The following is a 12,448-nucleotide window of genomic DNA, read 5'->3' as shown; positions in this document are numbered from 1 at the left end:
CACTCATTACTTCAGGATAACAGCCCGAGCTATGGACAACCGCCTGCAGATGCTTACCGCATGGGTCAAACAGTTTCCCGGCTTTGAGAACGCCGAAGTCAGGCCCGTTTCCGGAGACGCCAGTTTTCGACGATACTTCCGGGTTTGCAAAACGGCAGCTAACAGCAGCAACGTGCCATTCATTGTTATGGATTCGCCTCCGGAGCAGGAGGATTGCAGGCCTTTCATCAGCATTGGCAGGCACTGGCACCAGGCCGGAATTACCGTTCCGAAGATATTCGAGGCCGACCCTGTAAGCGGTTTTCTGTTGCTGGAAGACTTCGGCGACCAGCTGATGCTGGGCCAGCTCAACCCCGGCAATGCAAGCACGCTTTACCAAAGCGCGCTGGAGGAACTCGTTCTTATCCAACAGGTGTCCGCACCGCCTGACGGCCCATTGCCAGTCTATGACGCAGCCTTGCTGAACCGTGAAATGGCACTGTTCCGGGACTGGCTGCTGGAAGGCTACCTGGGGCTGAAGCTGGACAACATCGAGAAGTCCATGCTCGATACCACATTTGCGCTGCTTCGCGAGAGCGCACTGGCCCAGCCCAAAGTAACCGTGCACCGGGATTACCACTCCCGGAACCTGCTGGTGCGACAACAGGGCAGGCGACCCGGCGTTATCGATTTTCAGGATGCGGTAACCGGGCCGGTCACCTATGATGCAGTCTCACTGCTCAAGGACTGCTACATTCAATGGCCCGAGGAGCGCATTTGCGAGTGGCTGGAAGCCTTCCGAAAACAGACTCTGGAAACAGGCCTGCACCGAGCCGACAGCGACACTTTCCGTCAGTGGTTTGAACTGATGGGCATGCAGCGCCACCTGAAGGCCGCTGGCATTTTTGCCAGACTGGCCATGCGCGATGGCAAACCACTCTATCTGGAGGATATTCCCCGCACGGTGGGCTATCTACTTAACGCCAGCAAACGGCTGCCAGCACTGATACATTTTCATGACTGGCTGAGAGCAGTAGCCGTACCCCGGATTGAACACCTGATTGGCCCCCTTCCGGGCCAGGAGAACCAGGCACTGTGAAGGCGATAATTCTTGCCGCAGGAAGGGGTGAGCGTATGCGGCCACTAACTCTTACCACCCCCAAACCCCTTCTCAGCGTAGGCGGAAAACCGCTCATTGAACACCATCTGGAGCACCTCCACCGTGCCGGCTTCCGGGATGTAGTGATCAACCACGCGTGGCTCGGGGAACAGATTGAGTACAGCCTGGGAGATGGTGAGCGGTTCGGGCTCTCTTTGCATTACTCACGTGAAGGCGAACCGCTGGAGACCGCGGGCGGCATTGCCCGCGCTCTGCCGCTGCTTTTTTCCCATGACACAGACTGGTTTATGGTTATAAACGGCGATGTCTGGGCCGATTTCGACCTGACCCGACTGCAGCCACCTGCATATGGTGAACAGCCTGCTCTCGATGCCATTTTGGTGATGGCAGACAACCCCTCATACCACCGCCACGGTGATTTTTGCCTGAATGACAACGGCATGCTCTCTGAAGAGTGTGCCGGGAAAGAGGGCGAGAAACTGACCTTTACCGGCATCAGCCTCCTGCGCCGCAGGTTGTTTGAAGGACTGACTGATCAAGCCGGAAAGCTCGGGCCTGTTTTACGGGCAGCCATGAGTGAAGGCCGGGTAGCCGGGCTACATCACTGCGGCCTCTGGGTTGATGTCGGGACGCCGGAGCGGCTGCGGGCGCTGGACCAACAACTGGCCATTCAGGAGCTTTAGTGCAATGGCGACCCGTCCCGCACAACCAGCCCTGCCGCCGCGAATGGAAGCCGTATTTTCCGGCCTGCTGCATAAGCTCTCTGCCTCCGGCCATCAGGCGCATAAACTCATCGGCGAGACCAGCCTGCCCCGGTGGTGCCGGCGCCCACTATTTTTCTTTCTGGGTTATATCGCTAAAGCGGATGGGCGGGTTTCGGAGCAGGACATTCGTTTTGCAGAAAACCTTATCGCTTCGCTGGGGCTATCAAAACGGCAGAGACGCAAAGCCATCAGCAGTTTCCAGAAAGGCAAAGCATCAGAAACACTTCCGCCGCTCAGCGGGCTTACATTAAAACTCAGCCACCGCATCTGGCCTGCCCCGGCCCTGAAAATAGCCATCTGCCTTTGCCACGCGGCTCAACTCGGGGGCCGGCCAGGCAAGCCCCGCCGCTACCGCTGCGAGGATACCGTTGACCAGATTGGCATGCCGGTCACCATCAGCGAAGACATCTTCGACAGCTACGCCACCCGGATGTGGGGCGACATCAGCGATGCGCCTTCAAAGCCGGTAAATCTCGAGCAGGCATGCGCCCTGCTTGGGGTCACCCGACGGGATCCGGTGGCGACAATCAAGCGCGCATACCGAAAAAAAGTCTCCGAGTGCCACCCGGACAAGCTGGCGCAGCAGGAGCTGAGCGCAGCCGAGCGCGCACTGGCCAAAGAGAGGCTGCTACGTTACCAGCAGGCCTGGGAACTGATCCGACGACATCACTAGCCGTTATTGGCGGCTATCAGATTTGAGCCAGGCCGATATCCTGCCCGCAAGAGCCTTTCCGTCTCGCGGCAAAAACGCAGTGCCCGCCCCCACAGGCTGAAGGCTGAAACCTTCCACTCTGGCTCGCTTCAGGCCGGCCGTGCGCTGCCCGCCCTCACCGGATGATGAAAGCTCCAGAATGCGCGGTACAGATGCCTTCTCCAGTGCCGATGTCAACCGGCGGGCATCGCGAGGATAGAACTTCGGGCCGACCCAGATCAGGGCTGAAGGTGTTTCCAGTTCCGCCGCGTAGGGCACAACATGATTGCTGCCCCGCCCTATACCGACCACGGCTAGGAGCTTGTATTCAAGCTTCTTGAGTTCCGCAGTTCCCGCCACAAATTCCTCGAGTATGCGCGCCCGATAGGCTGCTTCCAGCTCACTTGCCGCTTCCGACCCAATTACATCGATCGTGGCCGGGCTGGTGGGGCCCGGGCTCTGCTCTTCAGATTCTGCCTCAGGCGCCGGGTGCGGGCGCTCCAGAATCTGTTCAAGAGCAGCCCCCGGCGCCTCAAGACCGAGAGTAAGCACCGCAAATTTCCGGCGCGCCAGCTCCCGGGCCAGAGTTCCCGCCAGCCCCGATTCCGCGTTCTCGCCTTCATCAGCCAGAATGATCAGAGCACCTCTTGCAGGAATTTCAGTCTCGGGCCAGAAAAGCGCCAGTGTGCGGGCGCCGTCCTCAAGATCGAGCCAAAGTGCGGCGCCCGGAAATCTCTGGCTCAGACCCCATTCACCCAGTCCGGACGACACCACGCCCTGCATTTCTCCGGCCAGCGACTCTTTTCCCTGAGCGCATGCTGGCAGGCCGCTGCCTGCCAGCATAATAGCCAGCAGGCAACCGTATATCCTCCTGCCATACCCGCGTCGGCTTATTGTTCTGAATCGGCGCACAGTTCCTGCTCCTCTGGCTACGAAAAATCTCTCTTGAGCTGTTAGACTGTCATTATTATCAATGGCTGCCAATTGTTTGCGAGAACTGTGATGAACCCTTACCTGATTGCCCCATCCATTCTGTCCGCCGATTTTGCCCGCCTGGGTGAAGAAGTGGATAACGTCCTGACCGCCGGCGCAGACGTGGTGCATTTCGACGTTATGGACAACCATTATGTGCCCAACCTGACCATCGGGCCGATGGTTTGTGAAGCGCTGCGCAAGCACGGCGTTACCGCTCCCATCGACGTGCACCTGATGGTATCGCCGGTCGACGACCTGATTCGCATGTTCATTGACGCCGGCGCCAGCTACATCACCTTCCATCCGGAGGCATCCCGGCATATCGACCGCTCCCTGCAGCTGATTCGCGAGGGTGGCTGCAAAGCCGGCCTGGTGTTCAACCCGGCCACACCGCTGCACCACATGGATTACGTGATGGATAAGCTTGATATGGTGCTGATGATGTCGGTTAACCCCGGCTTCGGGGGCCAGAAGTTCATTCCCGGCACTCTGGACAAGCTGCGGGAAGCCCGCAAACGCATCGACGCCAGCAACTACAACATCCGGCTGGAAATCGACGGTGGTGTAAAAACCGACAACATTCGTGAAATTGCCGAAGCCGGCGCGGATACCTTTGTTGCGGGCTCGGCTATTTTCAACACAGACGATTATAAAGCCACCATCGACGCCATGCGTCTGGAGCTGGAACACGCCCGCACGGCACTGGGCCAAAAAGTGCCAGGCCTATGAGCCTGGCCGGCCTGTTCAACGAACACTGGCCAGGGGTTGCCCTGTTCGATCTTGATGGCACCCTGGTAGACAGCGCGCCGGATCTTGCCGCCGCGGTTGACCGCACCCTTGAACAACTGGGCCGCAAACCGGCCGGCATTGAACAGGTGCGCCAATGGGTCGGCCATGGTTCCCCGATACTGATACGGCGAGCGCTGGCCGGCAAGGCCGACTGGGAGCCAGCAAATATTAGTGACGAAGCCCTGTTCGATGATGCCCTGAAGCTCTTTTACCAAAATTATCAACAGCTCAATGGCCAGCACTCAACGGTCTATGCCGGCGTTGAAGCCTGTCTTGAAGCATTGAACGAACGTGGTTGCCGCATGGCCATCGTGACCAACAAACCGGAACAATTTGTGGGGCCTCTGCTTGAGCAGATGGGGCTTGAACATCATTTCCAGCTGATTGTTGGTGGCGACACGCTGAACACGAAAAAACCGGATTCCGCGCCGCTGCTCCATGCCATGGAGGCGCTTAAGGGCAGCCGAGGCACTACCGTGATGGTCGGTGACTCCGCAGCGGACGTCAGTGCCGCTCAGGCCGCGGGCATTCCCTGTGTGGCTGTCACTTATGGCTACAACTTTGGGCGTTCAGTGCAAACACTGGGAGCAGACGCTGTGGTTGATTCCCTGAGCGAGCTTTTGTAACCTCACAGGTCTTGGACTTTTAATCTTTTCATTTTGGGAGATTCCTGCCGTGCAGGGACTGAATCTGACTACAGCGGGAGGCTTCCTCACAACCCGCGTAACGCGATGGTGGCGATGGCGTACCGGCTGAAAACACTCAGCCTGGTGGATAGCGAGCACCTGCCCGTTTGATGCCACCACCCGACAGGCCCTGCCAGCATCGCCATGGCCTGCCCGAACGCAGATCAGATTTCAGGAAACCCGACCATGACCTCCGAACAATTCCACAAGCTGGCACAGGCTGGCTTCAATCGTATCCCCGTGTACCGCGAAGTGCTTGCAGACATGGACACCCCTCTCAGCACCTATCTCAAGCTCGCCAGCGGGCCTTACTCTTACCTGTTTGAATCGGTACAGGGTGGCGAAAAATGGGGCCGTTATTCCATCATTGGCCTGCCCAGCCAGGAAGTGTTGAAGGTCTTCAACCACCGCGTTGAAATCCGCCGCTTGGGCGAGTTGATAGAGAGCGCAGAAGTAGATGATCCGCTGGCGTTCGTTGCCAGCTACCAGGAACGCTTCAATGCCCCCGACCTGGAGGAACTGCCCCGTTTCAACGGCGGCCTGGTGGGCTATTTCGGCTACGACACCGTGCGCTATATCGAGAAGCGACTTGCAACCAGTTGCCCCCCGGATCGCATCGGCACACCCGACATACTCCTGATGGTGTCCAACGAACTGGTTGTGTTCGACAACCTGCGCGGCAAGCTGCACCTGATCGTTCACGTAGATCCGGCCGATGAAGGCGGTTTCGAGCAGGCTCAACTGAGACTCGACGAACTCGAACAAAAACTGCACCGGCAAACCGCTAACGCCCCGAAAACACCAGCGCACCTGCGCGGAAAAACCGTGGATGAAAGCGAGTTTGTTTCCGGCTTCAGCCAGGAAAAGTTCGAGGCAGCGGTCAACAAAATCAAAGACTACGTGCTGGATGGCGATGTGATGCAAACTGTCATTTCCCAGCGCATGTCGATTCCGTTTGAAGCGCCGCCGCTGAACCTGTACCGCTCGCTGCGGGTACTGAACCCCTCGCCATACATGTATTTCCTGGATCTGGACGACTTTCACATTGTCGGCTCGTCACCGGAAATCCTGGCCCGCATGGAAGATCGCGAAGTCACAGTGCGCCCCATCGCCGGCACCCGCAAACGCGGCGCCACTGACGCAGAAGATCGCGCTCTGGAAGCCGAACTGCTGGCCGACCCGAAAGAAATCGCCGAACACCTGATGCTGATTGACCTGGGCCGCAACGACGCCGGCCGCGTTTCGGAAACCGGCACCGTGCGGCTGACCGAAAGAATGGCGGTAGAACGCTACTCCCACGTGATGCATATCGTGTCCAACGTGACCGGCCAGGTCAAAGACGGCACCAGCTGCCTCGATGTGCTCAAGGCCACCTTGCCTGCCGGCACTCTGAGCGGCGCCCCGAAAACCCGGGCCATGGAAATCATTGACGAACTGGAGCCGGTAAAACGTGGCGTGTACGGCGGCGCTGTAGGCTATCTCTCGTTCAACGGCAATATGGACACGGCCATTGCCATCCGCACCGCCGTGATCAAGGACAAAACCCTGCATATACAGGCCGGCGCCGGCATCGTTGCCGACTCGGTGCCTCGCCTTGAGTGGAAAGAAACCATGAACAAGGGCCGCGCCATCTTCCGCGCGGTGGCCATGACCTACAACGATTTTGACCACTGAGGCGAGGGAAACATCATGCTATTAATGATCGACAACTACGATTCCTTCACCTACAACGTGGTGCAGTATCTCGCGGAGCTGGGCGCTAATGTGCAAGTGCACCGCAACGACGAAATCACCGTGGAGCAGATCGAAGCCCTGAACCCCGAACGGTTGGTGATTTCTCCCGGGCCATGCACCCCAAATGAGGCCGGGGTTTCCATGGAGGTTATCCGTCATTTTGCCGGCAAGATCCCCATACTCGGCATCTGCCTCGGCCACCAGGCCATCGGCCAGGTGTTCGGCGGCAACATCATCCGCGCCGGGCGTGTGATGCACGGTAAAGTGTCACCGGTTTATCACCAGAGCACTGGCGTGTTCCGCGGCCTCAACAACCCATTGCAGGCCACCCGCTATCACAGCCTGGTGATTGAACAGGCCAGCCTGCCGGAATGCCTCGAAATGACCGCCTGGACTCGCAACAGTGACGGTAGCGTGGAAGAAATTATGGGCGTGCGCCACAAAACCCTGGCCATCGAAGGGGTGCAGTTTCACCCGGAATCAATCATGAGCGAACAGGGCCACGAACTGCTGCGCAACTTCCTGCGAACCCAATAAAAAAGGCAAATCCAATGAACATGAAAGACGCACTGAGCCGGGTGGCCGAAAACCTCGATATGTCCCGGGACGAAATGAAACAGGTGATGCGCATCGTGATGAACGGCGAAGCTACCGACGCCCAGATCGGCGCTCTGCTGATGGGCTTGCGCATCAAAAGCGAAACCGTCGACGAAATTACCGGCGCGGTGGAAGTCATGCGCGAACTGGTCTCCGGAGTAACCGTCAATGCAGAACCTCTGGTAGACATAGTAGGTACAGGCGGAGACGGCTCCAACCTGTTCAACGTATCTTCTGCCTCGGCTTTCGTTGTCGCAGCCGCCGGCGGCTTTGTCGCCAAACACGGTAACCGTGCCGTCTCCTCCAAAAGCGGCAGCGCCGACCTGATCGAACAGGCGGGAATCAACCTGAACCTCTCGCCGGAACAGGTCGCCCGCTGCGTAGAGCAGATTGGCGTCGGCTTCATGTTCGCCCCAGCCCATCACGGCGCCATGAAACATGCCGTTGGCCCGCGTAAGGAAATGGGTTGCCGTACCCTGTTCAACATCCTCGGCCCGATGACCAACCCGGCAGGCGTCAAACGCCAGCTGCTGGGCGTGTTCAGCAAAGCTCTGTGCCGACCCATGGCCGAAGTGCTGCAAAAACTTGGCTCCGAACACATTATGGTAGTGGCCTCAAAAGATGGCCTCGACGAAATCAGCCTGGCCAGCGCCACCCACGTGGCTGAACTGAAAAACGGCCAGATCATCGAATACGACATCACTCCGGAAGACCTGGGCATCAAAAGCCAGAGCCTTGTCGGCCTGTCAGTTGATACTGCCGAAGAATCCCTGAATCTGATCAAAGCTGCCTTTGGCCGCGGTCATGACGAAATGGCCGAAAAAGCCCGGGACTTGATCGCCCTTAATGCCGGCGCGGCCATCTATATAGCCGGCCTGGCTCCAACAGCTAAAGTGGGCGTGGAAATGGCTCTTGATGCCATGGGCTCAGGGCTGGCGGCAGGCAAACTGGCGGAACTGGCGGATTTTTCACATTGCTTCTGAGCCAGGGACAACTCAAATGAACAAGCACAGCGACAAAACCCCAACCATCCTGCGCAAAATCGTCGACAGGAAATGGGAAGAAATCGAGGCCCGCAAGCGCACCGCAAGCCTCGAGGATCTCAAAGCCCGCGCCGGCGACCAGCCGGGCACTCGCGGCTTTACCAATGCCCTGCACCAGCGCATCGAAGCCGGCACGCCCGCAGTCATCGCCGAGATCAAAAAAGCCTCACCCAGCAAAGGCATACTCCGCGACCCGTTTGAACCCGCCGAGATCGCCGAAAGCTACGAAAAAGGTGGCGCCGCCTGCTTGTCAGTACTTACTGACCACGACTTCTTCCAGGGCCACGAAGACTACCTGATCGCTGCCCGCAACGCCTGCAGCCTGCCGGTTATCCGCAAAGACTTCATGGTAGCGCCCTATCAGGTCTACGAAGCCCGCACCATCGGTGCCGACTGCATACTCCTGATCGCCGCCTGCCTTACCAGAGACCAGATGCAGGAACTCGAAGGCATAGCCCACGAAATTGGGTTGGACGTACTGGTCGAAGTGCACAACAGCGAAGAAATGGACGACGCACTGACGCTGACCACACCGCTGATCGGCATCAACAACCGCGACCTGCACAGCTTCGACGTATCTCTGGAAACCACCTTCAACCTGCACCAGCGCATAGGCCCAGAGCGCATGGCAATCACCGAAAGCGGCATCATGACCCGTGCCGACGTGGAAGCCATGACCGGCCGGGGCATCTACGGATTTCTGGTGGGCGAATCCTTCATGCGAGCGGCCAGCCCGGGGGAGAAGTTGCAGGAATTGTTTTTTCCCGAGAACTGAGCAAGTACAAAGACAGACCCGGCATCAAAACTCTGGCGAATCAGGCAGGATTCGCCAGGGCTTCCTGCATAAGCAGTTGCAAATGCTCAGGCAATTGCGACGATAGCGCCAACGCCCGCTCATGGGCGCGGGGCGACATTTTGCCCCAGGTGCGGCGCACAATCCTCAGCCACTTCTCCCGCTCGTATTCAGCATTGTCCGCATAGAACTGCGCGAAGTATTTTTCCAGGAACACCATACACGCTACGTCTTCGAGCAACTGGGTGTCTGCGTCTTTGCGCAACTCCCGTTTGGTTAAAATCACCTCAACCCGCTCGCATTCACTGTCAGCATAACCGCAGCCTGCCATAATCTCAGCGGCCCTTCTGCCGTGCATACGCCCGCAAGCCTGGCGCCATTCGTAATAGGACTTTCGGCCCTCCGGGTAATTACTGCGGGGCATTTTCCAGCGTTCGATGTGCTGGGCGCGACAGGCTATCTGCATTCGCTCTGAAGGCGCAGGCTCTAATTCGTGCAGCCAACGAGTCATGTGCAGGCTATAGACGTACTCTCTGGGCAAGAGCTCGTCTACCATAGTCTCCATATTTGGATCTGCGCGATTTGCACTGTCGATCGCATCCAGAGCACACTTCACAGATGCACGCTCCATACTGTCTCCTTTTGCGACATAATTAACCCGCAGGGGTTATTGTGTCGGGCCTCGTATTGACTGATGATTAGAACTACTGGCAGCCGGATTATGATTATGGTGAGATTTTCAAGCCTCAAACCGCCATACAAAAAGGTACCACCCAAGTGGCTTCCTGCCTATGAGGCACACATACGGACAGTAGAAGGACAAGTAGCCATTGTTGCGGCCTGGGTACTTCTGATTACCGTGATTTTCTACCAGTTTTCCCACGAATTGCGCCTTGCCCACCGCCCGGACCTCTGGTTAACGGAGCTTTTTTTCCGGATACCGGTTCTGCTGAGCGCCTCATTAACTCTGCTCTCCCATTACACCGGCAAACCCCTATGCCAGAGCCGCTACCTGCTCAGAGCCATGGGGCTTTCGGTAATGGCCATGATACTTGGACTGTTTTTGATTCACTACAACGGACGAACTGCCGACACCTATCAGATAACCAACGGCATGGTTATAAGCTTTTTCGGCGTAGCCATCCTCTCGGTCAGGGGTTCAAGAGAATGGTGGTTAATGTTCGCCCTGCCTCTGACAATCTTTGCGCTGGTGGCCCAGGCGCAGGGCCTGGCCCTTCCAGCACTGCTGCCCTTCATGTTTGACCCTCTGGTCATGATGATCATTGGCATAGTGATGAGCGAAGCACTGAGACAGCTTCGGGCGGGAGAGTTTCTGGCCCGCCAGCAGCTCCGGGAACAGGCAACCACCGACCAATTGACCGGGCTTCTGAACCGCAGGGCCATGCATCAGCTGCTGAACCAGGAATATGCCCGCGCAAAGCGCCACGGAGCCACCTTCAGCCTGATCCTCGGGGATCTCGATCGGTTCAAGGGCGTGAACGATCGTTATGGCCACAATATCGGGGACATCGTGCTACAGGAAACCGCGCGCAGGCTGGGTAGCAACATGCGCGCACAGGATGCTCTTTGCCGCTGGGGTGGTGAGGAAATTCTGATGCTGTTGCCGGGAACCGTGCTGGATGGCGCCATGCATGTGGCCGAAAAAGTTCGCCGGTCACTCGCCGACGACCCCATGCTGGCCGGCGAACATAGCATCCCTCAAACCATCAGTCTGGGCGTCACCAGCTGCCATGGGGACGATGACATTGAAAGCGCCATCAAACGAGCTGATGACGCTCTCTACCAGGCCAAGGAAAACGGCCGCAATCGCATTGAGGCTATCGCGTCACCATATTCTGGGCATGTTTTATCAGCTCATCAGAGCTTTTGAGGCGCTCCGGCTTGTTGACTCCGGCTTGGCAACCCGGGCGAGCATATAGCTCATCGATCCAGCGGTTGAGATGCTCCAGCCCCTCAACCGAAGCCCCGGACCACTTGTGTGTGCGCACCCAGCACCAGTTGGCAAAGTCCGCGATGGTGAGTTCATCGCCCGCCAGATAGCGAGCCTTTGCCAGCCGGCTGTCCAGCACCTCGAACAACCTGCGACATTCCTTCTGGTAGCGATCGATAGCAGGCTGGATCTTTTCCGGGAAATACCGGTAGAACACATTGGCTTGCCCCATCATCGGGCCAACCCCACCCATCTGGAACATAAGCCACTGCAGGGCGCGGGAGCGTACTTTGGGATCCTGGGGATAAAACTGCCCATACTTTTCCGCCAGATAAACCATTATCGCGCCGGATTCGAACACCACAAAGTCATCGTTACCCCGATCCACGATAACCGGAATCCGGCCATTGGGATTGAGTGCCAGGAACTCCGGAGTTTTCTGGTCGTTTTTGGAGAAATCTATCGGGATCAGGTTGTACTCAACACCCATCTCCTCCAGCAGCACCGTAACCTTGTACCCGTTCGGCGTCGGCGCCGTGTATACATCAATCAAGCGAACCTCCTGAAGAGCTCATTCATCAGGCCTGCGCCGACGGGCGCGCCTTGATACGGTCATACCATGCCTGAAGACTGGTGTGCTCGGGCAGGATGCGAATATTCACTACCCGGGCGAACGCAACCGTTGTGAAGGCATTGATGTCGGCCGCGGTAAACCGGTCACAGCAGATGTATTCTTTGTCAGCAAGGTGGTCATCGAGGAACGCCATAAATTTGCTGACGCTCTGCCCGCAATCCTCACCCCATTCTTTGATGGGATTCATTCTGTCCTTGAAATAACCGCTGGTATGCTGGAAGCACATGCCTGTAGGCATAAAGAAGTAGAACTCGACCCATCTGACCCACTGCTCGATCAGGGCTTTCTCCACAGGCGTATCCCCCAGAAGAGTCGGCGCGTCCGGGTAGCTCTCCTCAAAGAAACGGCAAATGGCCATGGTCTCGGAGATGCAGGTTCCGTCATCCAGCTCCATAACCGGTACTTTCTTCATGGGGTTTCGTGCCACGTATTCCGGCGTCAGGTTCTCACCTTTCTGAAGATCAATCTCGATGAATTCGGCTTTATCAAGCAATTCTTTCTCTGCCATGAACATGCGCACGCGGCGAGGATTCGGTGCGGTTTTTGTTTCGAAAATTTTCATTATTATCAACTCCGTTCCGGATAAGTCAGGGTTACTCAGCGTAACAAACAAGCGAGAGACTGACCCGAAAAAAGGGTTGCGTCAAGCAACTGATCATAAGCCCCTTCAGCCGCTTGGATGCGCCTTCAGA

At 57.4% G+C, this 12,448-nt stretch carries 14 protein-coding genes; 10 read left to right on the top strand and 4 right to left on the bottom strand.

Going from position 1 to position 12,448, the window contains the following annotated elements:
* The first annotated feature begins 31 nt into the window (after window positions 1-31).
* From BUA49_RS04755 to BUA49_RS04745, 3 genes are read left to right on the top strand one after another with little or no spacing between them, the layout of a single operon-like run.
* Window positions 32-1,078 (top strand): aminoglycoside phosphotransferase family protein, encoded by a 1,047-nt coding sequence (locus tag BUA49_RS04755; RefSeq protein WP_072795962.1) that lies wholly within the window; start codon window positions 32-34, stop codon window positions 1,076-1,078.
* On the top strand, window positions 1,075-1,782 hold the full coding sequence (murU, locus tag BUA49_RS04750; protein WP_072795960.1) for an N-acetylmuramate alpha-1-phosphate uridylyltransferase MurU: 708 nt from the start codon (window positions 1,075-1,077) through the stop codon (window positions 1,780-1,782). The genes BUA49_RS04755 and murU overlap by 4 nt, the downstream gene beginning before the upstream one ends.
* Window positions 1,783-1,786: 4 nt before the next feature.
* Window positions 1,787-2,536 carry a co-chaperone DjlA gene (locus BUA49_RS04745; RefSeq protein WP_072795958.1) on the top strand — a complete coding sequence of 250 codons (750 nt, stop codon included), beginning with the start codon at window positions 1,787-1,789 and terminating at the stop codon, window positions 2,534-2,536.
* A 3-nt stretch (window positions 2,537-2,539) separates the two neighbouring features.
* On the opposite strand, the gene BUA49_RS04740 is transcribed toward BUA49_RS04745, so the two are convergent.
* A complete protein-coding gene (locus tag BUA49_RS04740; protein ID WP_072795956.1) occupies window positions 2,540-3,466 on the bottom strand; it encodes a DUF3530 family protein in 927 nt (308 codons plus the stop codon).
* A 90-nt stretch (window positions 3,467-3,556) separates the two neighbouring features.
* Here BUA49_RS04740 and rpe point away from each other — a divergent pair, with 90 nt between their 5' ends.
* From rpe to trpC, 6 genes are all read left to right on the top strand, one after another.
* A complete protein-coding gene (gene rpe, locus BUA49_RS04735) occupies window positions 3,557-4,258 on the top strand; it encodes a ribulose-phosphate 3-epimerase (RefSeq protein WP_072795955.1) in 702 nt (233 codons plus the stop codon).
* Window positions 4,255-4,944: a phosphoglycolate phosphatase gene (locus tag BUA49_RS04730; protein WP_072795953.1), complete on the top strand. Its 690-nt coding sequence runs from the start codon at window positions 4,255-4,257 to the stop codon at window positions 4,942-4,944. The genes rpe and BUA49_RS04730 overlap by 4 nt, the downstream gene beginning before the upstream one ends.
* Window positions 4,945-5,190: 246 nt before the next feature.
* On the top strand, window positions 5,191-6,678 hold the full coding sequence (gene trpE / locus BUA49_RS04725) for an anthranilate synthase component I (RefSeq protein ID WP_072795951.1): 1,488 nt from the start codon (window positions 5,191-5,193) through the stop codon (window positions 6,676-6,678).
* Between the two features lie 15 nt (window positions 6,679-6,693).
* Window positions 6,694-7,275, top strand: a complete 582-nt coding sequence (locus BUA49_RS04720) for an anthranilate synthase component II (RefSeq protein WP_072795949.1) — start codon at window positions 6,694-6,696, stop codon at window positions 7,273-7,275.
* A 14-nt stretch (window positions 7,276-7,289) separates the two neighbouring features.
* Entirely contained in the window at window positions 7,290-8,318 is a 1,029-nt protein-coding gene (gene trpD, locus BUA49_RS04715; RefSeq protein ID WP_072795947.1) for an anthranilate phosphoribosyltransferase, read from the top strand.
* 16 nt (window positions 8,319-8,334) lie between these two features.
* A complete protein-coding gene (trpC, locus tag BUA49_RS04710) occupies window positions 8,335-9,153 on the top strand; it encodes an indole-3-glycerol phosphate synthase TrpC (protein ID WP_072795945.1) in 819 nt (272 codons plus the stop codon).
* A 40-nt stretch (window positions 9,154-9,193) separates the two neighbouring features.
* On the opposite strand, the gene BUA49_RS04705 is transcribed toward trpC, so the two are convergent.
* Window positions 9,194-9,802 carry a DUF4202 domain-containing protein gene (locus BUA49_RS04705; RefSeq protein WP_072795944.1) on the bottom strand — a complete coding sequence of 203 codons (609 nt, stop codon included), beginning with the start codon at window positions 9,800-9,802 and terminating at the stop codon, window positions 9,194-9,196.
* A gap of 96 nt (window positions 9,803-9,898) precedes the next feature.
* On the opposite strand from BUA49_RS04705, the gene BUA49_RS04700 reads away from it, so the two are divergent.
* A complete protein-coding gene (locus tag BUA49_RS04700; protein ID WP_072795942.1) occupies window positions 9,899-11,062 on the top strand; it encodes a GGDEF domain-containing protein in 1,164 nt (387 codons plus the stop codon).
* Here the strand turns inward: BUA49_RS04700 and BUA49_RS04695 are convergent.
* Window positions 11,010-11,675 carry a glutathione S-transferase family protein gene (locus BUA49_RS04695; protein ID WP_072795940.1) on the bottom strand — a complete coding sequence of 222 codons (666 nt, stop codon included), beginning with the start codon at window positions 11,673-11,675 and terminating at the stop codon, window positions 11,010-11,012. The two genes, BUA49_RS04700 and BUA49_RS04695, sit on opposite strands and share 53 nt — an antisense overlap.
* A 25-nt stretch (window positions 11,676-11,700) precedes the next feature.
* A complete protein-coding gene (locus tag BUA49_RS04690; RefSeq protein WP_072795939.1) occupies window positions 11,701-12,318 on the bottom strand; it encodes a glutathione S-transferase family protein in 618 nt (205 codons plus the stop codon).
* Window positions 12,319-12,448 lie beyond the last annotated feature (130 nt).

Source organism: Marinobacter antarcticus, assembly GCF_900142385.1.
Taxonomy (GTDB): domain Bacteria; phylum Pseudomonadota; class Gammaproteobacteria; order Pseudomonadales; family Oleiphilaceae; genus Marinobacter; species Marinobacter antarcticus.
The sequence above is the reverse complement of the archived record's forward strand: the minus strand, read 5'-3'. Positions and strand labels throughout refer to the sequence as shown.